27 protein-coding genes are annotated in these 22,118 nt (G+C 64.6%); 17 read left to right on the top strand and 10 right to left on the bottom strand.

Going from position 1 to position 22,118, the window contains the following annotated elements:
- The first annotated feature begins 24 nt into the window (after nucleotides 1-24).
- Both IVA80_RS34475 and IVA80_RS34470 read left to right on the top strand, forming a co-directional pair.
- Nucleotides 25-1,140 carry an MBL fold metallo-hydrolase gene (locus IVA80_RS34475; protein ID WP_247439574.1) on the top strand — a complete coding sequence of 372 codons (1,116 nt, stop codon included), beginning with the start codon at nucleotides 25-27 and terminating at the stop codon, nucleotides 1,138-1,140.
- Entirely contained in the window at nucleotides 1,140-1,751 is a 612-nt protein-coding gene (locus IVA80_RS34470; RefSeq protein ID WP_247439573.1) for an SCO family protein, read from the top strand. The genes IVA80_RS34475 and IVA80_RS34470 overlap by 1 nt, the downstream gene beginning before the upstream one ends.
- 53 nt (nucleotides 1,752-1,804) lie before the next feature.
- Here the strand turns inward: IVA80_RS34470 and IVA80_RS34465 are convergent, their stop codons facing one another.
- Both IVA80_RS34465 and IVA80_RS34460 read right to left on the bottom strand, forming a co-directional pair.
- On the bottom strand, nucleotides 1,805-2,035 hold the full coding sequence (locus IVA80_RS34465) for a hypothetical protein (RefSeq protein ID WP_247439572.1): 231 nt from the start codon (nucleotides 2,033-2,035) through the stop codon (nucleotides 1,805-1,807).
- Complete coding sequence (locus tag IVA80_RS34460; protein ID WP_247439571.1) at nucleotides 2,032-2,811, bottom strand: sulfite exporter TauE/SafE family protein; 780 nt, start codon at nucleotides 2,809-2,811, stop codon at nucleotides 2,032-2,034. The genes IVA80_RS34465 and IVA80_RS34460 overlap by 4 nt, the downstream gene beginning before the upstream one ends.
- A gap of 312 nt (nucleotides 2,812-3,123) precedes the next feature.
- Between IVA80_RS34460 and IVA80_RS34455 the strand changes: the two genes are divergently transcribed.
- From IVA80_RS34455 to uvrB, 4 genes are all read left to right on the top strand, one after another.
- On the top strand, nucleotides 3,124-4,041 hold the full coding sequence (locus tag IVA80_RS34455; protein ID WP_247439605.1) for a LysR substrate-binding domain-containing protein: 918 nt from the start codon (nucleotides 3,124-3,126) through the stop codon (nucleotides 4,039-4,041).
- A 123-nt stretch (nucleotides 4,042-4,164) separates the two neighbouring features.
- Nucleotides 4,165-4,392: a hypothetical protein gene (locus tag IVA80_RS34450; protein WP_247439570.1), complete on the top strand. Its 228-nt coding sequence runs from the start codon at nucleotides 4,165-4,167 to the stop codon at nucleotides 4,390-4,392.
- Between the two features lie 109 nt (nucleotides 4,393-4,501).
- Nucleotides 4,502-4,732, top strand: a complete 231-nt coding sequence (locus IVA80_RS34445; RefSeq protein ID WP_247439569.1) for a hypothetical protein — start codon at nucleotides 4,502-4,504, stop codon at nucleotides 4,730-4,732.
- A 103-nt stretch (nucleotides 4,733-4,835) separates the two neighbouring features.
- A complete protein-coding gene (gene uvrB, locus IVA80_RS34440; RefSeq protein ID WP_247439568.1) occupies nucleotides 4,836-7,802 on the top strand; it encodes an excinuclease ABC subunit UvrB in 2,967 nt (988 codons plus the stop codon).
- A 94-nt stretch (nucleotides 7,803-7,896) separates the two neighbouring features.
- Here the strand turns inward: uvrB and IVA80_RS34435 are convergent, their stop codons facing one another.
- Nucleotides 7,897-8,211 (bottom strand): hypothetical protein, encoded by a 315-nt coding sequence (locus IVA80_RS34435; protein WP_247439567.1) that lies wholly within the window; start codon nucleotides 8,209-8,211, stop codon nucleotides 7,897-7,899.
- A gap of 549 nt (nucleotides 8,212-8,760) precedes the next feature.
- Here IVA80_RS34435 and IVA80_RS34430 point away from each other — a divergent pair.
- The 4 genes from IVA80_RS34430 (at nucleotide 8,761) to IVA80_RS34415 (ending at nucleotide 11,463) form a co-directional block, all read left to right on the top strand.
- Nucleotides 8,761-9,201, top strand: coding sequence for a nuclear transport factor 2 family protein (locus tag IVA80_RS34430; RefSeq protein ID WP_247439566.1), 441 nt, complete (start codon nucleotides 8,761-8,763; stop codon nucleotides 9,199-9,201).
- Between the two features lie 272 nt (nucleotides 9,202-9,473).
- Nucleotides 9,474-10,376, top strand: a complete 903-nt coding sequence (locus IVA80_RS34425) for a hypothetical protein (RefSeq protein WP_247439565.1) — start codon at nucleotides 9,474-9,476, stop codon at nucleotides 10,374-10,376.
- Between the two features lie 336 nt (nucleotides 10,377-10,712).
- Nucleotides 10,713-11,135, top strand: coding sequence for a hypothetical protein (locus IVA80_RS34420; protein ID WP_247439564.1), 423 nt, complete (start codon nucleotides 10,713-10,715; stop codon nucleotides 11,133-11,135).
- A 190-nt stretch (nucleotides 11,136-11,325) separates the two neighbouring features.
- Entirely contained in the window at nucleotides 11,326-11,463 is a 138-nt protein-coding gene (locus IVA80_RS34415; RefSeq protein WP_247439563.1) for a hypothetical protein, read from the top strand.
- 38 nt (nucleotides 11,464-11,501) lie between these two features.
- On the opposite strand, the gene IVA80_RS34410 is transcribed toward IVA80_RS34415, so the two are convergent.
- From IVA80_RS34410 to IVA80_RS34400, 3 genes are all read right to left on the bottom strand, one after another.
- A complete protein-coding gene (locus IVA80_RS34410) occupies nucleotides 11,502-11,648 on the bottom strand; it encodes a hypothetical protein (protein ID WP_045003736.1) in 147 nt (48 codons plus the stop codon).
- 199 nt (nucleotides 11,649-11,847) lie between these two features.
- The gene (locus tag IVA80_RS34405) at nucleotides 11,848-12,330 is read right to left on the bottom strand and encodes a MaoC family dehydratase (RefSeq protein WP_247439562.1); all 483 of its coding nucleotides are present in this window, start codon (nucleotides 12,328-12,330) and stop codon (nucleotides 11,848-11,850) included.
- The gene (locus IVA80_RS34400) at nucleotides 12,330-12,782 is read right to left on the bottom strand and encodes a MaoC family dehydratase (RefSeq protein WP_247439561.1); all 453 of its coding nucleotides are present in this window, start codon (nucleotides 12,780-12,782) and stop codon (nucleotides 12,330-12,332) included. The genes IVA80_RS34405 and IVA80_RS34400 overlap by 1 nt, the downstream gene beginning before the upstream one ends.
- Before the next feature lie 214 nt (nucleotides 12,783-12,996).
- Between IVA80_RS34400 and IVA80_RS34395 the strand changes: the two genes are divergently transcribed.
- Complete coding sequence (locus tag IVA80_RS34395) at nucleotides 12,997-13,293, top strand: DUF4282 domain-containing protein (protein ID WP_247439560.1); 297 nt, start codon at nucleotides 12,997-12,999, stop codon at nucleotides 13,291-13,293.
- 141 nt (nucleotides 13,294-13,434) lie between these two features.
- Here IVA80_RS34395 and ychF read toward each other — a convergent pair whose 3' ends face one another.
- The 4 genes from ychF to IVA80_RS34375 all read right to left on the bottom strand — a co-directional run bounded on the left by ychF (nucleotide 13,435) and on the right by IVA80_RS34375 (nucleotide 16,426).
- The gene (ychF, locus tag IVA80_RS34390; RefSeq protein ID WP_247439559.1) at nucleotides 13,435-14,532 is read right to left on the bottom strand and encodes a redox-regulated ATPase YchF; all 1,098 of its coding nucleotides are present in this window, start codon (nucleotides 14,530-14,532) and stop codon (nucleotides 13,435-13,437) included.
- A 5-nt stretch (nucleotides 14,533-14,537) separates the two neighbouring features.
- The gene (gene pth / locus IVA80_RS34385) at nucleotides 14,538-15,143 is read right to left on the bottom strand and encodes an aminoacyl-tRNA hydrolase (RefSeq protein WP_247353017.1); all 606 of its coding nucleotides are present in this window, start codon (nucleotides 15,141-15,143) and stop codon (nucleotides 14,538-14,540) included.
- A 58-nt stretch (nucleotides 15,144-15,201) separates the two neighbouring features.
- Complete coding sequence (locus tag IVA80_RS34380) at nucleotides 15,202-15,924, bottom strand: 50S ribosomal protein L25/general stress protein Ctc (protein ID WP_247439558.1); 723 nt, start codon at nucleotides 15,922-15,924, stop codon at nucleotides 15,202-15,204.
- 250 nt (nucleotides 15,925-16,174) lie between these two features.
- Nucleotides 16,175-16,426, bottom strand: coding sequence for an accessory factor UbiK family protein (locus IVA80_RS34375; protein WP_247439557.1), 252 nt, complete (start codon nucleotides 16,424-16,426; stop codon nucleotides 16,175-16,177).
- A gap of 156 nt (nucleotides 16,427-16,582) precedes the next feature.
- On the opposite strand from IVA80_RS34375, the gene IVA80_RS34370 reads away from it, so the two are divergent.
- From IVA80_RS34370 to IVA80_RS34345, 6 genes are all read left to right on the top strand, one after another.
- Nucleotides 16,583-17,320 (top strand): dienelactone hydrolase family protein, encoded by a 738-nt coding sequence (locus IVA80_RS34370; protein ID WP_247439556.1) that lies wholly within the window; start codon nucleotides 16,583-16,585, stop codon nucleotides 17,318-17,320.
- A gap of 8 nt (nucleotides 17,321-17,328) precedes the next feature.
- Nucleotides 17,329-18,174 (top strand): prolipoprotein diacylglyceryl transferase, encoded by an 846-nt coding sequence (lgt, locus tag IVA80_RS34365; protein ID WP_247439555.1) that lies wholly within the window; start codon nucleotides 17,329-17,331, stop codon nucleotides 18,172-18,174.
- A 21-nt stretch (nucleotides 18,175-18,195) separates the two neighbouring features.
- Nucleotides 18,196-19,314 (top strand): SAM-dependent methyltransferase, encoded by a 1,119-nt coding sequence (locus IVA80_RS34360; protein ID WP_247439554.1) that lies wholly within the window; start codon nucleotides 18,196-18,198, stop codon nucleotides 19,312-19,314.
- The gene (gene pgeF, locus IVA80_RS34355; RefSeq protein ID WP_247439553.1) at nucleotides 19,311-20,078 is read left to right on the top strand and encodes a peptidoglycan editing factor PgeF; all 768 of its coding nucleotides are present in this window, start codon (nucleotides 19,311-19,313) and stop codon (nucleotides 20,076-20,078) included. Before IVA80_RS34360 ends, pgeF begins: the two co-directional genes overlap by 4 nt.
- 127 nt (nucleotides 20,079-20,205) lie before the next feature.
- Nucleotides 20,206-20,841: a hypothetical protein gene (locus IVA80_RS34350; protein ID WP_247439552.1), complete on the top strand. Its 636-nt coding sequence runs from the start codon at nucleotides 20,206-20,208 to the stop codon at nucleotides 20,839-20,841.
- 195 nt (nucleotides 20,842-21,036) lie between these two features.
- The gene (locus IVA80_RS34345) at nucleotides 21,037-21,990 is read left to right on the top strand and encodes a ribose-phosphate pyrophosphokinase (protein WP_247439551.1); all 954 of its coding nucleotides are present in this window, start codon (nucleotides 21,037-21,039) and stop codon (nucleotides 21,988-21,990) included.
- The last annotated feature ends 128 nt before the right edge of the window (nucleotides 21,991-22,118 follow it).

Here is a 22,118-nt window from a genome sequence, read left to right as displayed (position 1 = left end):
TTTTCAAGAACCATTGGGGAGTTTGTGATGAGCAGCATTGCGCGACGCGACTTTCTTCTGAGCTCCGCGGCACTGGCCGGCGCGGCCGTGACCAACGCCTTCACTTGTGTCGAGATCGCGAGCGCGGCGCCGATCGAGGTGCCGACGGTCGACAAGCTGTCAATCCGGGTGCTGGTCGATTCCAGCTACGACCTGTTTTTCCGTCCCAAGCAGATCAACGGCGTCGCCATTGCACCCGCGGCGCGATCGGCCGATTTCCGCAAATCGCTGCACAATGAATGGGGCCTGTCGCTGTGGCTGGAGTCGCAGGGCGGCGGCAATCAGCGCACGCTGATGTTGGACTATGGCTATACACCCGAGGTGCTGCTGAACAACATGGCGCTGATCGGCGTCGAGCCCGGCAAGCTCGACGCGCTGATCGTCAGCCACGGACATTACGATCATTTCGGCGGCCTCAATGGCTTCCTCGACAAGTTCCGCGACAAGCTGCCGTCCGAGGTCAAGCTCTACGCCGGCGGCGAAGACAATTTTTGCCATCGCGTCAATCCGACACCGACGCAGGGACAGTTTTCCGATTTCGGAACGCTCGACCGCCGTCAGCTCGCGGCGCAGAAGGTGACGACCGTGCTATGCGAAACACCGACGGTGATCGCAGGCCACGCCTTCACGACAGGCAAGATCACCCGCCGCAGCTCGGAGCGCGTGCTGCCGAACACGCTGGTCGAATTCGGCATGAAGGACGGGCTTGGCTGTAGTGTTGGGCACTACCTGCCGGCGGAGATGGACGGCAAGATCGTGCCTGACGAACACATCCACGAGCACGCCACCTGCTTCAACGTCAGGGATCTCGGCCTCGTCGTTATCTCGTCCTGCGGCCATGTCGGCATCGTCAATTCGGTGAAGCAGGCGCAGGAGGTCTCCGGCATCCAGAAGGTGCATGCCATCGTCGGCGGCTTCCATCTCGGGCCGGCACCGAAGGACTACCTCGCGCAGGTCGTCGGCGAGATCAAGGCACTCAACCCTGATGTCGTCGTGCCCATGCATTGCAGCGGGCTCAATTTCGTGCAGGAAGCAAGCGCGCAGATGCCCGAAAAGGCGGTGGTAACGACGACGGGCAGCCGCCTCAGCTTTGGTCTGTGATGTCACGCGCCGGCCGCTGGTTCGGCCTGTGGCTGGCGCTCACATCGGCTTGGGCGGGCCATGCTGCTGCGCGGTCAGCCGCGGAGACCATGGACATTCTGATGTGGAACAGGGAGCCGGTCGGCGGCCCGTTCGCACTCACCGATCATACCGGAAAGGCACGCACCGACCGCGACTTCCGTGGCGAGCTGATGCTGGTCTATTTCGGCTTCACTTATTGTCCCGACGTCTGTCCGACCGACTTGATGGCGATCGGACAGACGCTGGACTTACTGGGAGCCGACGCCGAGAAAGTGCAACCGCTCTTCATCACGGTAGATCCCGAGCGTGACACGGCAGAGCATCTGGCTGACTACGTGACGCTGTTCCATCCGCGTCTGATCGGGCTGACGGGCGGTCTCGATGCGATCCGAGAGGCGGCAGATGCCTACAAGGTCTATTTTGCCAAAGTTGCGACCGGCAAGGGCGACGCCAACTACACCGTCGATCACACCGCCTATATCTACCTGATGGATCGCGACGGAAAATATCTCGGATTTTTCCCACCGGGCACATCGGCCGAACGCATGCTCGAAATTATCCGGCCGCGGCTCGCGGCGCCGCAGCGATAAGCCGTCACGACACGGCCCTCGCCATGAGGTGACGGATCTCCGTCTTCTGCATCTCACCGCCCGTGCGTTCGCAATAGCCTCTCGCCGCCTTCCGTCACCGCGATGATCAGGCCGAGACCAGGCAGCGTCTCGCGCGCGACATAGCCGTGATCGGCAGCGTCTTCCCAGATGGTGAGGCGCGGGCAGGACGTCTTCCAGGTCGCGATCACCTCGGCATAGGCGCGCGGCTCGCGCGCGACCCATTCGACGAAGTCCAGCACCAGCGGATCGGCAGTCTCGCTCATTGCAAACCTCCCTTCTCGAAGGCGGCCAGCACCGGCGTGCGGACCAGCAGCCAGCCACCATAGGCGATGTAGTAGCACGCGATGGTGGTGATCAGCTTCATCGACCAGGCCACGAATTGCTGGTCGGTCATGGCTTCGAGGATGCGCCGCGCCAGCGTGGTGCCGAACATCGAGGCTGCGATCGCAACGCCGGCGAGCACGGGATCGAGCGTCGCCGCCTGGTCGATGACGCCGCCGAAATAAATGAGCTTGGTGAAATGGCTGACGAACTGGCACATCGCTTTGGTCGCTACCTTCTCGCGCCGGCCGAACTCGCCGCCGAGAAAGAAGGTGTCGAGCAGCGGCCCCGACACGCCGGTCATCAGCATCAAACCCATACAGATCGAGCCGTAGACGCTGCCCTGCCAGACGCTGTCAGGGTTGGGCTTGATGTTGGCGGGCAGGAGCCGCGCCATGAACGGGGTGATGCCGAGCAACAGCAGCGCGACCGGCTTGTCCGGCACGTAGCGGGTGAGCGACCAGGCCGCGAGCGCGACCGCGCAGCCGATCAAATAGTTCGCAACCGGTCGCCAGCGGATATGCGCCCGCCACAGCAAGGCGCGCCAGCCGTTCGAGGCCATCTGCGTGATCGCATGCAGCACCATCGCCGTCGGCAGCGGCATCAAGGCCAGCAGCACGCCGATCAGGATCAGCCCGCCCGCCATGCCGAACAGCCCCGACAGGAACGCGGTGCCGACCATCAGCAATCCAAGGGCAGCGATCATGATTGATGTCACGAGGGGGTCTCCGGTGGTGGGCACGTCAGGGACGCAAGCCGCTTCACTCCCTCGCCCCGCTTGCGGGGAGAGGGCGGGGTGAGGGGGAGTCTCCGCGAGGGAGGTGGCAGTCGGACTCGCGGAGAGTCCCCCTCACCCGGAATCCAAGCTGCGCTTGGATTCCGGCCTCTCCCCGCGCGCGGCGAGAGGCGAAGAGCACCGCCTCTGCTCGACAAATCAGCATGAATTACGCCTATTCTTGTGCCCGGCTTGCTCGCCTTGCGCAAACTGAGTTATCTTGCTCTGGCATCAGCTTTCCTGAGGGTCGATCATTTGCGGCGGCTGCTGTTTCTCAACGGCATCAAGGCATTCGAGGCGGCGGCGCGGACCGGCAGCTTTGCCGCGGCCGGGCTCGAGCTGAGCGTGTCGGCGGCTGCCGTCAGCCGCATGGTTCATCTGCTCGAAGAGCGGCTCGGCGTCGCACTGTTCGAGCGCAAGGCCAACCGCCTGATACTGACCCAAGCAGGTCGCGCCTATCAGAGCGGGCTGACGCCGATCTTCGATGCGCTGGCAAGCCTCACCGCGCAGGTGACCGCGCCCTCCGGCGTTCGCGTGCTTACCATCGGCGTCGGCCACACCTTTGCAATGCGCTGGCTAATCCCGCGGCTGTCGGAGTTTCGCAACGAGGAGCCCGACATCGAGGTGCGCTTCACCACCGGCGGCGCCGAGGTCCCGTTCGGCGAAGACTGGAGTTGCGGCATCAAGCTAGGCATCGGCGACTGGCCGGGGCTGGTCGCCGAGCCGCTGTTCGCAGGAGACCTCACGCCGGTCTGCGTGCCCCGCCTTGCCTCCGGCCTGAAGCGCCCGGCCGATCTCAAGGGCCCGAGCCTGATCCGCGTCACGCATTCAACTGAGGACTGGCCGATCTGGCTGAAGGCCGCCGCCCTCCCCCGGATCAACGCGCGCGGGCCGGAGTTCCAGTTCTACGGCCAAGCGCTCCAGGCCGCCGCCGACGGGCTCGGCATCGCCATGGGCATCCGGCCCTATATCGACGATGACCTCGTCGCCGGCCGGCTGGTCGCGCCGTTCGATCTCTCGGTGCCCAAGGGCATGCGCTGGTACCTGCTCTATCGCGGTTTTCAAACCGAGCAGCGCGACTTCGCCGCGTTCCGGCGCTGGATCATGCGCGCGGCATCCGAGCCTGCCGCCCGGCCGGTGAAGCGGAGCAGCCGCGCCTCGCTACGGAACTGACGCCCTTCAACGAGGCCTTGGGCAAAAAAGCCGTCCTCTTGTGAACGGTTTCACATACTGAACCCGGCAAACGTGGTCCCCTGCCCCTCCGACAAGACACTTACGAGACATTCGGGGACTGCAATGACGACCCTCTACGACGGTTTTGACATCGAATCCTTCGAGGCCGGCAAGGGCCTCTGGCATGCCCGCATCCGGCGCGCCGATTTCAGCCCGGTTGCCATCGACGGCGTGCTGTTTCCGGCCATGGAAGTCGGCTTCGCCTGGCCCGATCCCGACGCTGCGATTGCCGATGCCAAGCACCACATCGATCGCTTCCGCCGGCGGACCGACGGGAGCGATGACGAATAAGCGAGCGGGATTGACAGCATGACCCGGAAAAGCGTGAAGCGGTTTTCCGAAAAGATCATGCGCAAGCAATAAACAATAAAGACAGGCGGCGCAAAAGGGGGAACCGGTCATGTCAGTCATCGAAATCGAAGAGGCACCGCGGCCGAGGATCTACGCCCGCAACGTGCTGTCGAACTGCCCCGAATGCGACGGCGAGCTCACGGTCCTCCGCGTGATCGGCGGCCGTGCCGGATGCGAGTACTGGACCATGCGCTGCACCGATTGCGGCGGGATCCATCTCGACATCCTCGAGCCGCGTCTGGTGGCCGAGGACGACGAAGGACCAATGCCGACGGCTTGAGAGCAAATCTGCTGCTGCCCTGCTGCCAACCTGCTGTCAGCAGCCTGAGCATAGCCGAGCATTCGCCCTTTTCTGAGGGGCGGAGTCGTCCCATATTCAGGGCATGGCGAAGAAACCTGCTCCCCCCGCGAAATCCCCGAAATCCAAGGCTCCCAACTCGAAAGCACATCGGCCTGACGTGCAGCCGATCGGGCCGGCGCTGGCCGAGCTGCTCAATCCTGCGATCAATCGCGGCGATGCCGGGCTTGGCTCGGGCACCGGGCTGCAGCCGCCGCCGGACAATTCGCGCGACCGCCGGTCCGGGGGCGAAGCCGCCGCGCATCGCGCGCGCGCCTCGACGCCCAAGGAGTTTCCGCAGGACGCCGCGCGGCCGATGCCGTTGCGGCCTCATCCGCAGCCGCCGGCCACCCGCACACCGGTCGAGGACGGCGGCTTCGACGAGGCGCCGCAGGCCAATTACGGAACCTCGGCGACGATCCCGACGCTCGATCCGGAACTGGCGCGTCAGCTTGGCCTCCCAACTGAAGAGGACGATGCGGAAGCGCTGGCGCGTCCGCCCCGCAGCAAGTTGGAGGCGCTTGGCGTCAAGGCGACCGCGGATGCGCTGGAGTCGCTGATCCGCGAGGGCCGGCCCGAGTTCCGCAGGGGCGACGGCTCGGTGCAGGTGTGGACGCCGCACCGGCCGCCGCGCCCGGAAAAGTCCGAAGGCGGCGTACGCTTCGAGCTGAAGTCGGAATACCAGCCCAAGGGCGACCAGCCGACCGCGATCGCCGAGCTCGTCGAAGGCATTCAGCGCAACGACCGCACACAGGTGCTGTTAGGCGTCACCGGCTCGGGCAAGACCTACACGATGGCGCAGGTCATCGAGAAGACGCAGCGTCCGGCGCTGATCCTGGCGCCGAACAAGACGCTCGCCGCGCAGCTCTATGGCGAGTTCAAGAATTTCTTCCCCGACAACGCGGTCGAGTATTTTGTCAGCTATTACGACTACTACCAGCCGGAAGCGTATGTTCCGCGCACGGACACCTACATAGAAAAAGACTCCTCGATCAACGAGCAGATCGACCGCATGCGCCACTCGGCGACGCGCGCGCTGCTCGAGCGCGATGACGTCATCATCGTCGCCTCGGTGTCCTGCATCTACGGTATCGGCTCGGTCGAGACCTACACCGCGATGACATTCGCGCTGAAGAAGGGCGAGCGCATCGACCAGCGCCAGCTCATCGCCGATCTCGTCGCGCTGCAGTACAAGCGCACCCAGGCCGATTTCACCCGCGGCACGTTTCGCGTGCGCGGCGACGTCATCGACATCTTCCCGGCGCACTATGAGGACCGCGCCTGGCGCGTGAACCTGTTCGGCGACACCATCGAGAACATCGAGGAGTTCGATCCGCTCACCGGCCACAAGCAGGACGAGCTCGAATTCATCAAGATGTACGCCAACTCGCACTATGTGACGCCGCGCCCGACGCTGGTGCAGGCGATCAAGTCGATCAAGTCGGAACTGAAGCAGCGGCTCGACCAGCTCCACGACCAGGGCCGCCTGCTGGAAGCGCAACGGCTGGAGCAACGCACCACCTTCGACCTCGAGATGATGGAGGCGACCGGAAGCTGCGCCGGCATCGAGAACTATTCGCGCTATCTCACGGGACGCCGGCCCGGCGAGCCGCCGCCGACATTGTTCGAATACGTGCCCGACAACGCACTGGTGTTCGCCGACGAGAGCCACGTCACCGTGCCCCAGGTCGGCGCCATGTTCAAAGGCGACTTCCGCCGCAAGGCGACGCTGGCCGAATACGGCTTCCGCCTGCCCTCCTGCATGGACAACCGCCCGCTGCGCTTCGAGGAATGGAATATGATGCGGCCGCAGACGGTCGCGGTGTCGGCCACGCCGAGCGGCTGGGAGCTGAACGAGAGCGGCGGCGTATTCGTCGAGCAGGTGATCCGCCCGACCGGCCTGATCGATCCTCCCGTCGATATTCGCCCGGCCCGCACCCAGGTCGACGATCTCGTCGGCGAGGTCCGCGCCACTGCGCAGGCCGGCTACCGCTCGCTGATCACGGTGCTGACCAAGCGCATGGCGGAGGACCTCACCGAGTATCTGCATGAGCAGGGCATTCGCGTGCGCTACATGCACAGTGATATCGACACCATCGAGCGCATCGAGATCATCCGCGATCTCAGGCTCGGCGCATTCGACGCGCTGGTCGGCATCAACCTGCTGCGCGAAGGTCTCGACATTCCCGAATGCGCGCTGGTCGCAATTCTGGACGCCGACAAGGAAGGTTTTCTGCGCAGCGAGACCTCGCTGATCCAGACCATCGGCCGCGCCGCGCGCAACGTCGACGGCAAGGTGATCCTCTATGCCGACCAAGTGACGGGATCGATGGAGCGAGCCATCGCCGAAACCGACCGCCGCCGCGAAAAGCAGGTCGAGTACAACACCGCGCACGGCATCACGCCGGAGAGCATCAAGAAGTCGATCGGCGACATCATGAACTCCGTCTACGAGCGCGACCACGTGCTGGTCGAAATCGGCGGCCACGACATGACCGACGACATCATCTCGATCGGCCACAACTTTGAAGCCGTGCTCGGCGATCTCGAAACGCGGATGCGCGAGGCCGCGGCCGATTTGAACTTCGAGGAAGCCGCCCGCCTGCGCGACGAAGTCAAGCGCCTGCGCGCCACCGAGCTCGCGGTGGTCGACGACCCCACCGCCAAGCAGCGCACGGTACAGGGCAAGGCCGGCGCCTATGCCGGCGCGAAGAAATACGGCGACGCCGCCAATTTGCCGGTCAGCGCCATGAAGAAAAAGACCGTGGGCTCCGCGCTGAAAGCCAGCGGCGGCTCTGGCGGCTCGAAGGTCCACAAGCCACATCTCGACGAGATGCACGGCCCGGAATCGCTGCCCTACCGCGCCAACCAGACGCTGCCGTCAAAGCCGTTCGGCGGCGAGAGCCGGATCATCCAGCCGACGGACTCGCGGCAGTCAGGCCCGGAGTTCGGCCCGGCGCCGAAGTCGACGGGTGGGCAGCCGGGACGGCGGGGTGGATGGAAGAAGAGGTAGGGCGGCGCAGCCTCATGCGCGCCAGTCGTGCCATGATTCCGGGCTCGCCGCTTTGCGGCGCCCCGGAATGACGAGCGGAGAGAGGGGCATCCCCTCACCCCAGGCTCGCCGTCACCACCGCCATCACCGACAGCAGCAGCACGATCGTCACGAACTGGAGCGAGGCGACCGGTTGGGTGCGCCATGCCGTGATCTTGTCGGAAAGCGACAAATGGGCCTCGAAGAACTTTGGCTCGTAAACGGTCTTGAAGAAGGAAGGCAAGCTCGGGCCGAACGCCACCGCGAGCAGCGCGTGGGCGAGCGAGGCGAAGGCGACGAAGGTCGGGAAGCTCTGGAGGGTCGCGGTCAGCGCGATGCGTTCGAGCGCGTTGTGCAGGCGGGACTTTCTTGCGGCGGCGATCACGGCCATGGCACGTCTGCCTGAGAACATGCGGATGACGATAGCCGCGCCGGGCGGGGGTGATGTGAGATGGGTCACGCGGTCACGGCGCCGGTGTTCACCTCGCCCCGCAAGCGGCAGGCCTATCGCAAATGCATTTGACGAGAAACGGGCGGGCAGCACGCCTAGTGCCATCCTTCGAGACGCCCGCCTACGGCAGGCCCTCAGGATGAGGTCGCGTTTCTCGGCGAGAGATCAGACCCTCATGGTGGGGAGCCCGCCAAAGCGGGCGTCTCGAACCATGCAGGCCGAGCACGTCCGGCAAGCTCCCAGCTGGCATATGCGATTGCCTTGTCGCCGGCGGGGAGAGGTCGAATTCGGACCGGGAAATTACGGGGTCCTATTGTAAATCTCACAAACTGCGCTCAATTGTGCATTGCGCAATCGTGAATTGCGTTTTGACCGAAATCGCGTATTTGTTCGCACACAAATGAGTTGGGCAACCCTTTGGGCACCTTACGGTACGGTGCATGGGGTTGTTTTCGGTTTTTTTGCAAGCCAGCTTCAGGACTGCCCAAAATGACAGAGCACAGCCTCTGGCGTTTCTCGCGCGCGTTGCACCGCGCGATCAACGACCGGCATTTCGAGGATATCGAGGCCCTCATCGACGAGGACGTCGAATGGGCGATCTACGGCCCGATCGACATGTTTCCGTTCCTCGGCGCGCGCCTGGGCAAGGACGCCGTGCTCGACGTCATCCGCCAGCTCGCCGACAACTTCCGTGTCCGCCGCTTTAACCGCGAGAGCATCATGCTTGGCGTCGATTCCGCCGCCTCGATGCTGCGCTATTCATTGACGGCGTTGGACTCGGACAAGCCGATCGCGCTGCGGGTGGCGCAGTTCGCCCAGTTCAGGGCGGGCAAGCTCATCAGCATGCGCGTGCTGGTCGACACTTTTGACCTCGTCGAACAAGCACTCGGCCGCGCCATTCATCTGCCGAGGATGACCCGCGTCGGCTGAGAGGGACACCAACGGGCCCCGCAGTTCGGGACCGATGATCGATGCTCGCACGCCGCGCATCCTGGCCTCCAGCCCCGCCGGATGCCATCGTGGAGAAGCTAGTCATCGGGCGCGCGCCTTTCGCGCGGCCCGTTGGTTTGTCTTCGAGGCGAGCCGCCACAATTTCGCAACGGTAGATCAGCATTTATGGTGCGGACCGAATGGCGCATGGTCATCACGGATAGCCGCACTATAGTGGCAGCAAGCATGCGCCAGGGCTCGCGGGCAGGACGATGAAATTCTCGACAGGTTTTGGCTGGACCAGGCTGGCGCTGCTGGCGGCCGCATTCATCTTGGGCTCGGTGCTGACGGTCTCGGCGCAGATCGTCCCGCCCGCGGCGGCGCCTGACGACAAGGCCGAGGCCGCCGAGACCCCCGACGTCAACGATCCCGACGTGCTGAGGGGTATCGACGTCGACAAGCTTGACTGGAGCCAGCTCGCGATCGACGCCGGCACTGGCAACGACGTCATGGCCGCCAAGAAGCGCGCGCAGGCCGCGGCCAAGGACGGCCTGAACTGGTCGTCGAACGTCCATGGGAACGGCTCTTCCGCAGTGACGGTGAAGCAGTCCGTATTCTCGTTCTGGGACGCTCGCATCGGCGCCGACATGACCGTGACCAGCGAGCCGCGGACGATGTCCGAGCTGCTGGCGCAGAAGGCCGCCAATGGCGGCAGCCTGCCGCAATCCTCCGGCAGCGCCTGGGCGGCGGCGACCGCGCCGGGCGCCGGCTCGATCTGGGACAAGACCGCGGTGGAAGCCCGCGTCGATCCCGGCGCCGAGCAGAGCAAGATCGGGGCGTCGCTGATCAAGTCGATGCCGCTGTCGAACGACACTTCGCTGACGCTCCAGAACGGCTACAGCGTCAACCAGCAGGGCACGACCGCGGTGCCCGGCATCGGCGGTCACATCACGCGCAATTACGAGACCGACCAGATCGCGAAGGTCACCATCACCGACACCGGCACCAGCATCACCGCCGGCCAGACGCTGTCGACCACCGACGACAGATGGCTGCGCAAGGTCGGCGCCGAGCAAAAGCTGTTCGACAACGTCACGGTCTCCGGCTCGGTCGGCGAGACCTCGCAAGGCGTGATCAACAAGAGCCTGACGGCGGGCTTCAAGAAGAGCTGGTGAGTTGCTTACCTCGCCCCGCTTGCGCGGAGAGGTCGACGCGCGGAGCGCGGCAGGTGAGGGGGAGCCTCCGCGAGTCCAATTCACTCCGTCCTCGCGGAGAGTCCCCCTCACCCCACCCTCTCCCCGCAAGCGAGGCGAGGTAGTCCGGCACCGACCACGCCGCGCTACAGCAGCATTCAGACTCTCGTAACCATACGCCACGGCAAAACCCCCGAATGGTCCGCCCTTGCCGCACCTCGGCCAAGTTGCGGCCAAAATCCGGCGCCCTAGTCGACTGATAGACGTCGTCGTGCGGGGGACACTCGCGCTGCGCTCAACGCGAACAGGGGAATAACGATGAACGCCATGCGTCCGGAAAAGACCGAAACCACCGAGACCGAGACGGTCGACACCAACCTCGCCGCAGTGACCGAAGTCGAAGCCGGCATCCGCGACTTCGTCCGCAACGACATCGCCTATCTGCGCCGGCCGGCATCGACGACCACCGACGCGCCGCCGCTCGACTCGAGCGCGGAAGCCACCGTCACCAACGTCAACTCGCTGATCCAGCGCGTCGCCGGCACCTCCCTTGCCGAGATCGAGAATCTGATCTCCGAGCTCGAGAGCCTGCGCGACCTGCTCCACGCCGAAGGCCAGCGCGTCCAGCGCGAGATCTCCGGCTATGCCCAGCTCAGCCAGGCCGCGATGAAGTCCACCCGCATGATCGCCGACAACGTCTCGCAGTGGAAGCGCGCCGCCGACGGCCTGCGCAACAGCTGATCGCAAACACAGCCATCACCCGCCGCCGCGTTCCGAAAGGGGCGCGGCGGTTTCGATTCTGGGGATCTGTTCTCCCTCGCCCCGTCCTTACGGGGAGAGATGAAGAACCCTACTTTGAACTTTCTGTGCCCTCGCACCGACCAATGCCCAGCGCCCGTCGGTATTACGGCTGGGCCGGGGGACATTTCATATGGAAAGCATTCGGCCCGACAATACGGACCCGATACCGCTGCGACCAGCGCCGAGCCAGTTCGGCACGATCATGCTGCGCTTCGTTGGACTACTGGCTGTCGCGATTGCGGTGCTGGCTTTGGTCTATAGCCGCTGAGTGGAAGCCGGACGCCGGCCCGAAGAGTTAACGAACTCTTACCGGCTCGCGTCGATCGTCGAGGCTTCCAGGGTGTAGCCACCATCGGCATAGCCCTTCACCACCATGCCAGCGACCAGCATCACGGCCAAGGTCGCGGTAGCGAAGATAAATCCGACCAGCTTGAGTGCGCCGCGGTCTGCCATGGTCCTCGTCCCCTGTCCTCTGCCCAGTTCGTTCAAATAGACAGCGACAGGTTCATAATTGGTTAGCAACTCGATGGTTCCGCCAACTGCTTCGCCGGTCAACCATGTTGAGCAGGCTTATGGCAGCCACCCCGAATCGCGTCCATAGCGCGCGGGCAACACTTGCGTGCTTATTTCGGCTGTTCATCTTGAAACGGGTCTAACCGCTCTTCGTGCGCATCGGCACGAAGGCGCTGGCGGTGATGGCGTAGACGTCCTCGCCGCGCTGATTGGTGCCGGTGGTGCGGGCCGTCAAAATCCCCCAGCCGGGACGTGAACCGGAGGCACGCTTGTCGATGACCTCGTTGACGTAAGCGACGGCGTCGCCGGCGAGCACCGGCCTGATCCAGCGCAGGTCGCGAAAGCCCGGCGACGGACCCCACACAGCGGCCTCCTCGCCGCGCGAGGCGGCCTCACGCGCCAGACGCTGGCCATCCGCGACAAGCAGGCTCATGCAGGCCGAGCCGACATGCCAGCCCGAGGCCGCGAGCCCGCCGAACAGCGAGTTCTTGCCTTCCTCCTCGTCGAGGTGAAAACGCTGGGGGTCGAACTTTGCAGCGAACGCCTTGATGGACTCCGCGGTGAAAATGTAGGCGCCGATCTCGCGGCGATGGCCGATCTCAATGTCCTCGAAGAACCGCATCAGAGCGCCCCCTCGCGCCGCTCGATCAGGATCGGCGACGTCATCTCGCACAGCGCCTGACCCGCCGCGTTGCGCACGGTGCATTTGAACTTGACGATGCCGAGTTCCGGCCGGCTCTTCGAGCTGCGCGCCTCCACGACATCGACGTCGAGCATGAGGTCGTCGCCGGGCCTGAGCGGCAAGAGCCAGCGCACCTCGTCGACGCCGGGCGAGCCGAGCGAAGCGGCGCTGGTGATGAAGCCATCGGCCATCATCCGCATCATCAGCGAGCAGAGATGCCAGCCCGAGCCCGAAAGGCCGCGCAGCATGCTACTAGCCGCCGCCTCCTCGTCGAGGTGCATCGGCTGCGGATCGAACTCGGCGGCGAAGGCCAAAATCTCGTCGCGGGTGACGTGGCGCGGGCCGAATGTTCCGAACCGGCCGGGCGGGAAATCTTCGAAGGTCAGGGTCATCTTTGGAAAGCTTTGAGGGAATGACAGATTGTGGCCGCACTTTGCAGCAATCTCAACCCGCCGGCCCGCATGGCTCGTGCTACATTCGACGCGCCGGCGTTGGTCTTGAGTCGGATCAACCGAGGGCCAGGATCCACTTGCAAGGCCCGATTTGACAAGGCCCGATTTTGACTTGGCCCGACTTGGCTTGGCCGGATTTGACTTGGGGAGAGCAATGTTTTCATTCAGCGACCTGTTTCAATGGGACCGCTTCATCACGCCGACGATCATCAAGACCTTCTACTGGCTGGTGATTGCGCTGATCTGCCTGTTCGGCCTCTCCGGCATCTTCTCCGGCCTCGCGGCGATGGCGATCAGCCCGTTCGGCGGCTTCCTGGTGCTGCTGTCGTCGATCGCGAGCGTCGTCGTCGGCATTGTGTTCTCGCGCATCATCGCGGAGCTGATCCTGATCATCTTCCGCATCAACGAGCATCTCGGCGCGATACGGGACCAGGGCGGCGGGACGCGGTGAGCCGGGCGCCGGCGCCGTAGGGTGGACAAAGGCGCAAAGCGCCGTGCCCACCATCTTTCCACGAGATGAGGAGACGTGGTGGGCACGCTTCGCTTTGCCTACCCTACAGCGCTGCGCGCGCCCCGGAATGACAACTTCAACTTACGTATTAAACCGGAAATGCATCACATCGCCATCGGCGACGACGTATTCCTTGCCTTCGAGCCGCAGCTTGCCTGCATCGCGGGCGCCGGCTTCGCCGTTCAGCGCGATATAGTCGTCATACGCGATGGTCTCGGCGCGGATGAAACCCTTCTCGAAGTCGGTGTGGATCACGCCGGCCGCCCCCGGCGCCTTGGTGCCGCGATAGATGGTCCAGGCGCGGGCCTCTTTCGGGCCCACCGTGAAATAGGTGATGAGGTCGAGCAGGGTGTAGCCGGCGCGGATCAGGCGATCGAGGCCGGCTTCTTCGAGACCCAGCGTCTCCAGGAAGTCGGCGCGTTCTTCGCGTGAAATGGTGGCGATCTCGGATTCGATCTTGGCGGAGATGACGACGGCAACGGCGCCTTCCCTGGCAGCTTGTTCTTCGACGGCCTTGGAGAAGCCGTTGCCGGTGGCGGCGGAGCCTTCCTCGACGTTGCAGACATAGAGCACCGGCTTGGACGACAGCAGGCCGAGCATGGAGAAGGCGCGCTCCTCCTCCGCCTTGCGCTCGACGAGGCGCGCGGGCTTGCCCTCGCGCAGCAGCACCAGCGTGCGGTTGACGAGATCGAGCTGCTCCTTGGCGTCCTTGTCGTTGCCCTTGGCTTTCTTCGTGAGATTGTCGACGCGCTTCTCGAGGCTGTCGAGGTCGGCGAGCATCAGCTCGGTCTCGATGGTCTCGATATCGGCGAGCGGGGCGATCTTGCCTTCGACATGGGTGATGTCGGAGTCTTCAAAGCAGCGCACGACATGCGCGACGGCGTCGACCTCGCGGATGGTGGCCAGAAATTGATTGCCGAGGCCTTCACCCTTGGACGCACCGCGCACGAGGCCGGCGATGTCGACGAAGGTCAGCCGGGTCGGGATGATCTGCGCCGATCTGGCGATCGCCGACAGCTTGTCGAGCCGCGGATCCGGCACCGCGACCTCGCCGACATTCGGCTCGATCGTGCAGAACGGATAGTTCGCCGCCTGCGCAGCGGCCGTCTCGGTCAGCGCATTGAACAAGGTCGACTTGCCGACATTGGGCAACCCGACGATCCCGCATTTAAATCCCACGAGCGTTATTCCTTGCCGTTGTCGTCCTTGGTCAAAAATCCCTTCGCCTGCATGGCAAGATGCACCCTGTTGGCGAAGGTCGCGTCCGTGCCTTTGGCAACCAATGCCGCGTGCTCGGCCACCGCGTCGCAGAGCGTCGCCACCCAGTCGTTGTCGGCCTTGGCGAAGTCCGACAGCACGTGGCCGTGCACCAATTCCTTGACGCCGGGATGACCGATGCCGAGCCGCACCCGGCGGTACTCGTTGCCGATATGCGCCGAGATCGAGCGCAGGCCGTTGTGGCCGGCGATGCCGCCGCCGACCTTCACCCGCACCTTGCCCGGCGGCAGTTCGAGCTCGTCATGGAATACGGTGACGTCGCCCGGTGCTATCTTGAAGAAGCTTGCCGCTTCCTGAACGCTGCGGCCGGAATCGTTCATGTAAGTCGCCGGCTTGAGCAGGATCACGCGCTCAGTACCGAGCGTGCCTTCCGAGGTCTCGCCCTGAAACCTGCGGCGCCATGGCGCGAAACCGTGACGCCGCGCGATCTCGTCGACGGCCATGAAGCCGACATTGTGCCGGTTACGTGCGAATTTCGGGCCGGGATTGCCGAGCCCAACAAACAGTCGCATGACGCGGCGCGCCCCTCGCTCGGCGCGCGATCAGAGACCGCGCGCCGGCTTTGAGAGATTACTTCTTCTTGTCGCCGCCGGCGGGAGCCTTGGCAGCGGGAGCCTTGGCAGCCGCTGCCGGAGCAGCAGCACCCGCAGCCGGCGCAGCAGCACCAGCCGCCGGAGCAGCCGCAGCAGCGCCCGGAGCCGCAGCCGCAGCCTTCTGCTCTTCGGCGTAGCCGGACGGCGGCACGATGGTGACGAGGGTCGCGTCCTCGCGGGCCAGCGCCTTCACGCCGGGCGGCAGCTTGACGTCCGACAGATGCAGCGAGTGACCGATTTCGAGCGAGCCGACGTCGGCCTCGATGTATTGCGGAATGCTCTCGACGCCGCATTCGAGCTCGATCGCGTGGGCCACGATGTTGACGGTGCCGCCGCGCTTCACGCCCGGGGACGATTCCGCCTTCACGACATGCAGCGACACGCTGATGCGGATGGTGGCGCCTTCACCGAGACGCATGAAATCGACATGGATCGGGAAGTCCTTGACCGGATCGAGGTGGTAGTCGCGCGGAATCACGCGGTGCTTCTTGCCCTCGAGATCGATGTCGACCAGCGTGGTCAGGAACCGGCCGGCGAGGATGCGCTGGCGCAGTTCACGATCTTCAATCGAGATCGTCAGCGGGGGCTGGTTGTTGCCGTAGATTACTCCGGGCACTCTGCCGGCGCGACGCTCAGCCCGGGCGGCCCCCTTGCCGCTCTTCGGACGTGCGGTCGCCTTCAATTCCTTGACGGTCGCCATAACGTTAAGTCCTTGTTTTTGCAAAAGTTAATGGGCCGCAACGCGGCCCATGGCTGTCGCCGCAGCAAGCCTCCAGGGGTGCGGGGGCCGCGGACGTGGCGGGCTTTTACCCGGAAGACGCGGAAATGACAAGGAGAATGGGCTGCCGGGCGGTTCCGGGCAGCCCGAATGGAGCGCCCGCGCAATCCGGGTTGGTCCAGGGGCGCAGCTCTCGGATTGCGCGGCGGTCCATCCGGCTACGGGACCGGTGTTACCCGCCCAGCTTGGTCTCCAGCGCCGCGATGCGCGCCTTCAGGGCCTCGTTCTCCTCACGGGCGAGGCGGGCCATATCCTTGACCGCCTCGAACTCCTCGCGCTTGACCAGGTCCATGTCGCGCAGGAATTTCTCGGCCTGGGTGCGCATCACCGTGTCGAACTCGCGCTTGACGCCCTGGGCGGCACCGGCGGCGTCGTTCATCAGGCGGCCGATCTCGTCGAAAAACCGGTTGTTGGTCTGGGTCATTTCGGCCTCCGATAAACTTTGCGCGAACTCGCAGGAGACAATGGCAATCCGAAGAGGCGGGATCAAGGGCCGAGCAGCGGTATCCTTGTCATGCCCCGGTTTCCTTGCAATCGTATTCAACGTCCCTGCATAAGAAGAATCACAAGGCGATAAGAGATGATCGACCAGCAGATCGCGATTCCCACCAAGGACGGCCACACCGCAACCTTCATCACCCACCCCGAACGCGGCGGGCCGTTTCCGGTCATCCTGTTCTACATGGATGCGCCGGCGATCCGCGAAGAGCTGCGCGACATGGCGCGCCGGCTCGCGACTTCGGGCTATTACGTGATGCTGCCGAACCTCTATTATCGCTCCGGCGTGATGGAGCTCGGCGCGCTGCCGGCCGATCCGAACGCGCCGGAGCGCAAGCGCATGTTCCAGCTGATGGGCTCGCTCACGATTCCCATGATCATGGACGACACGAGGGCGCTGCTCACCTACGCCGAAGGCCAGACCGCCGCGAACACTAAAATCATCGGCACGGTCGGCTATTGCATGAGCGGCCGCTACGCCGTCAACGCCGCCACGCATTTCCCTGATCGCGTCAAGGCCGCTGCCTCGATCTACGGCACCCAGCTTGCGACCGAGCAGGACGACAGCCCGCATCTCGCCGCCGGCAAGACCAAGGCCGAGCTCTATTTCGCCTGCGCCGAGACCGATATCTACGCGCCCACCGAGATCATCGAGAAGGTCAAGCAGGGCATGAGCGGCGCGAAAGCCGAGGTCGAGATCTATCCCGGCACGCATCACGGCTTCGCCTTCCCCAAGCGCCCGGTCTATGACCGCGACGCCGCCGAGCGGCATTGGGAGCGCTTGCTGGCGCTCTATCGCCGCAATCTCGTCCAGACATAGAAGGCCTGATGCTCTTTCTGCTCATCGACTTTCCCGCGTTCAAGCCGATCGCACTCGAGATCGGTCCGTTCGCGATCCGCTGGTATGCCCTGGCCTATATCTGCGGCATCGTGTTCGGCTGGCTTTATGCGCGCTCGCTCCTGAAGAACGAGCGGCTATGGGGCGGGCCCGCGCCGATCTCGCTGCTCCAGATCGACGACTTCATCCTCTGGGTTACGCTCGGCATCATCCTCGGCGGCCGCACCGGCTACGTGCTGTTCTACAATCTGCCCTTCTTCATCGAGCATCCTGCCGCGATCCTCAAATTGTGGGAGGGCGGCATGTCCTTCCATGGCGGCTTTCTCGGCTGCGTCGTCGCGGTGATGTGGTTTGCCTATCGCAACCGCATCCCGATCCTGTCGCTCGGCGACATCACCACCGCAGTCGCCCCGGTCGGGCTGCTGCTCGGGCGCATCGCCAATTTCATCAATGGCGAATTGTGGGGCCGCGCCACCGACCCCGCCCTGCCCTGGGCGATGATCTTCCCCAACGATCCCTCGCAGCTGCCGCGCCATCCGAGCCAGCTCTACGAGGCCGGAATGGAAGGCATTTTGCTGTTCACGGTGCTTGCGATCATGATCCGCTTCGGCGCCCTGAAGCGGCCCGGCATGATCCTCGGCGCCTTCATCCTGATCTACGGCCTGACGCGGATTGCCGGCGAACACTTCCGCGAGCCCGACGTCCAGCTCGGTTACCTCTGGGGCGGATTAACCATGGGCATGCTGTTGTCGATCCCGATGCTTATTGTCGGCGGCATACTTATCGTATTGGCTATCAGGCGCGGTGCGCCCGAGCCCGCAGGGGCTATTCGTTAATTCCTTTTGAGAAGATAGGCCGTGACCGACCAGCCGTTACTCAACGCGATCAAGGCGCTGATCAAATCCTCGGGCCCCATGCCGGTCTGGCGGTACATGGAACTGTGCCTGATGCACCCGCGCTATGGCTATTACGTTTCGCGCGATCCCCTGGGACGAGAAGGCGACTTCACCACTGCGCCCGAGGTCAGCCAGATGTTCGGCGAACTGCTGGGGCTGTGGACCGCCTCGGTGTGGAAACAGATGGGCTCACCGCAATTCCTGCGGCTGATCGAGCTCGGCCCCGGCCGCGGCACCATGATGGCGGATGCGCTGCGTGCGCTGCGCGTGCTGCCGCCGCTGTATCAGGCGCTTCATATCCACATGGTCGAGGTCAATCCGGTGCTGCGCGAGCGGCAGAATGCGACGCTGTCGGGCATGCGCAACCTCGCCTGGCACGACAGCATCGACGACGTGCCCGAGGGACCGAGCATCATCCTCGCCAACGAATATTTCGACGTGCTGCCGATCCACCAGATGGTGAAGCGCGAGAGCGGCTGGCACGAGCGCGTGATCGAGTTCGACGGCAATGGAAAGCTCGTCTTCGGCGCGGCTGCCGAGCCGACGCCGCGCTACGACGTGCTGCTGCCGCCTTTGGTGCGCGCGGCGCCCGTCGGCGCCGTGTTCGAATGGCGGCCCGATTCCGAGATCATGAAGCTCGCCACGCGCGTTCGCGACCAGGACGGCGCGGCGCTGATCATCGATTACGGCCATCTGCGCAGCGATGCCGGCGACACCTTCCAGGCGATCGCGCGCCACACTTTCACCGATCCCCTGAAGGCGCCGGGCCAGGCCGACGTCACCGCCCATGTCGACTTCCAGGCGCTGGCGCGCGCGGCCGAGGATGTCGGCGCCCGCGTGCACGGCCCGGTGACGCAAGGAGATTTCCTCAAGCGCATCGGCATCGACACCCGTGCCGCCGCGCTGATGCAGAAGGCGACGCCTGATGTCGCCACCGACATTTCGATCGCGCTCAGGCGCCTGACCGATACCGGACGTAGCGGCATGGGCTCGATGTTCAAGGTGCTCGGCATCTCCGAGCCGCGGCTGACGAGGGTTGCGGGCCTCAGCGATCTCGAACAGGCCGGAGGCGCCTCATGACGCTTGCTTCGTCGCTGCTGTCCGCCGTGCCCGGCCTGCGCCATGCCTTCTTCACCCGCGAGGGCGGTGTTTCAGGCGGGATTTATTCGGCGCTCAACGGCGGGCTCGGCTCCAACGACGATCAGGCCCTTGTCGCGGAGAACCGCCGCCGCATGGCCGAGCATGTCGGCGTCGCACCGGAACGCTTTCTCAGCCTGCATCAGATCCATTCGCCCGACGTGCTCGTGGCCGACGCTCCGTGGCCGAGCGGGCCGCGGCCGAAGGGCGATGCGCTCGTCACCAGGACGCCCGGCATCGCGCTCGGCGTCTCCACCGCGGATTGCGGGCCGGTGCTGTTCGTCGACCCCGACGCGGGCGTGATCGGCGGCGCCCATGCCGGCTGGAAGGGTGCGCTGACCGGCGTCCTGGAGTCCACGATCTCGGCGATGGAGAAGCTCGGCGCCAGGCGCAGCGGCATCATTGCCGCGATCGGCCCCTTGATCCGCCAGGACAGCTATGAGGTCGGCAACGAGTTCGTGGCGCGCTTCATCGAGGCCGACGCGGACAACGCCGTGTTCTTCATCCCGTCGGTGCGTGTGGGACACGCGATGTTCGACCTCGCCGCTTACCTCCGGATGCGGCTGGAAGTCGCCGGCATCCTGATGATCGATGATCTTGGTCTGGATACCTACGCCGACGAGCGCTTCTTCAGCTATCGCCGCTCGGTACACCGCAAGGAGCCGGATTACGGCCGCCACATTCACGCGATCGCGCTCGAAGCGTGAACACGTCGGAAGCATGAACACAACGGCAACACGCTGTCATTCCGGGGCGACGCGAAGCTGACAGATCTGTTTGTGGCGCCCCCGCCCTAGACGTTAATGCGTTTTAACGATATCGCTGCCCGCCATAATGAGGGAAGCGTCATCCATCTCGCGCCGCGCGGGCTCGCGCGTGCTGGCGATCATGCTGCTGGCGGTGGCGACCGCGCTTGGCGGCTGCGCCGGCGGGGGTGCTGCGAACAATTCCTATGCGATGGCGCCGAGTGCCGGCTCCGGGGCGACGGTGGCCTTCGAATCGATCGACGGGCCGCCGCCGCAGGTGTTCGACCGCATGGTCGGCGTGCTCGACAGCGAATCCAAGTTGCGCAGCCTGTCCGTCGTCTCCCGCGAGGGGACCGCCGCCTATCGCGTGCGCAGCTATCTCTCCGCCCAGATCGTGCGCGGCAAGACCGTGATCGCCTGGGTTTGGGACGTCTACGACGCCAACCAGCAGCGGGCGTTGCGCCTCTCCGGCGAGGAACTGACCGCAGCCAAGGGCGGCCGCGATGCTGCCCGAGATCCTTGGTCGGCCGCCGACGACCTCGTGCTGCGGAAGATTGCCCAGGCCGGATTCAGCGGACTTTCCAACATGATCAACGGAGCGCCGGACGCGCCGAGCGCTGTTCCCGGCTTGCGGGGACCGGCGGTGGCCAGCGTGATTCCGGAGGCTCCGGCCGCCGAAATGCCCGCCTCGGCGCTCGGCTATGCCGACGATAACCCCCACTAAACCACGGCCCCAGATATTTGGGAAGTTGCGGCCAAACCGTTGGCCCGACTCGGGATTTTCGAAGGGAAAACGTAGCATCCCGGGTTGCCAGTGCAGCCCCCGGCCTGATATTTCCTCGCCCGTCGTAACCGTGCTTCCAGTGGGTATTCTCTGATGTTGAACGTCGTATCCAGCAAAGCGCGGGAGGAAGCGTCCATGTCGGCCAAGAACGGCTCCATCAAGCTTGTCGCCGGCAACTCCAATCCGGCACTCGCGCTGGCCATCGCGCAAGGCCTCGACCTGCCGCTGACCAAGGCGGTGGTACGGCGCTTCGCCGACATGGAGATCTTCGTCGAGATCCAGGAGAACGTCCGTGGCTCGGATGCCTTCGTCATCCAGTCGACCTCGTTCCCCGCAAACGACCATCTGATGGAATTGCTGATCATCACCGACGCGCTGCGCCGCTCCTCGGCGCGCCGCATCACCGCGGTGCTGCCCTATTTCGGCTACGCCCGGCAGGACCGCAAATCGGGTTCGCGCACGCCGATCTCGGCCAAGCTCGTCGCCAACCTGATCACGCAGGCCGGCGTCGACCGCGTCATGACGCTCGACCTGCATGCCGGCCAGATCCAGGGATTCTTCGACATCCCGACCGACAATCTCTACGCGGCGCCACTGATGGTGCGCGACATCAAGGACAAGTTCGACCTCTCCAAGACGATGGTGATCTCGCCTGACGTCGGCGGCGTGGCGCGCGCGCGTGGCCTTGCCAAGCGCATCAACACCCCGCTCGCGATTGTCGACAAGCGCCGCGAGAGGGCGGGCGAGTCCGAGGTCATGAACGTGATCGGCGACGTCGCCGGCTACACCTGCATCCTGATCGACGATATCGTGGACTCCGGCGGCACGCTGGTGAACGCAGCCGACGCGCTGATCGCCAAGGGCGCCAAGGACGTCTACGCCTATATCACCCACGGCGTGCTCTCCGGTGGCGCGGCTGCTCGCATCGCGGGCTCGAAGCTGAAAGAGCTCGTGATCACCGACTCGATCCTGCCGACGGATGCGGTGACCAAGGCTCCGAACATCCGTACGCTTCCAATCGCCAGCCTGATCTCGAACGCGATCGCGCGCACGGCGGCGGAAGAGTCGGTGTCCAGCCTGTTCGACTGATTTTCTCTTACCTCGCCCCAACCGGGGACCGTAGATTCCATGGGGCGGTGAGCGGGCTCTTTCCGATAGGTTTGGGTTTCCACACTCGAACCATCGGAGAGTTTGATGCAAGCATCGATCGAGAGCAC

This window comes from Bradyrhizobium sp. 139, from assembly GCF_023074175.1.
Lineage (GTDB): Bacteria > Pseudomonadota > Alphaproteobacteria > Rhizobiales > Xanthobacteraceae > Bradyrhizobium.
Note: the sequence above shows the minus strand (reverse complement) of the source record. Positions and strands in the feature narration are given on the sequence as shown.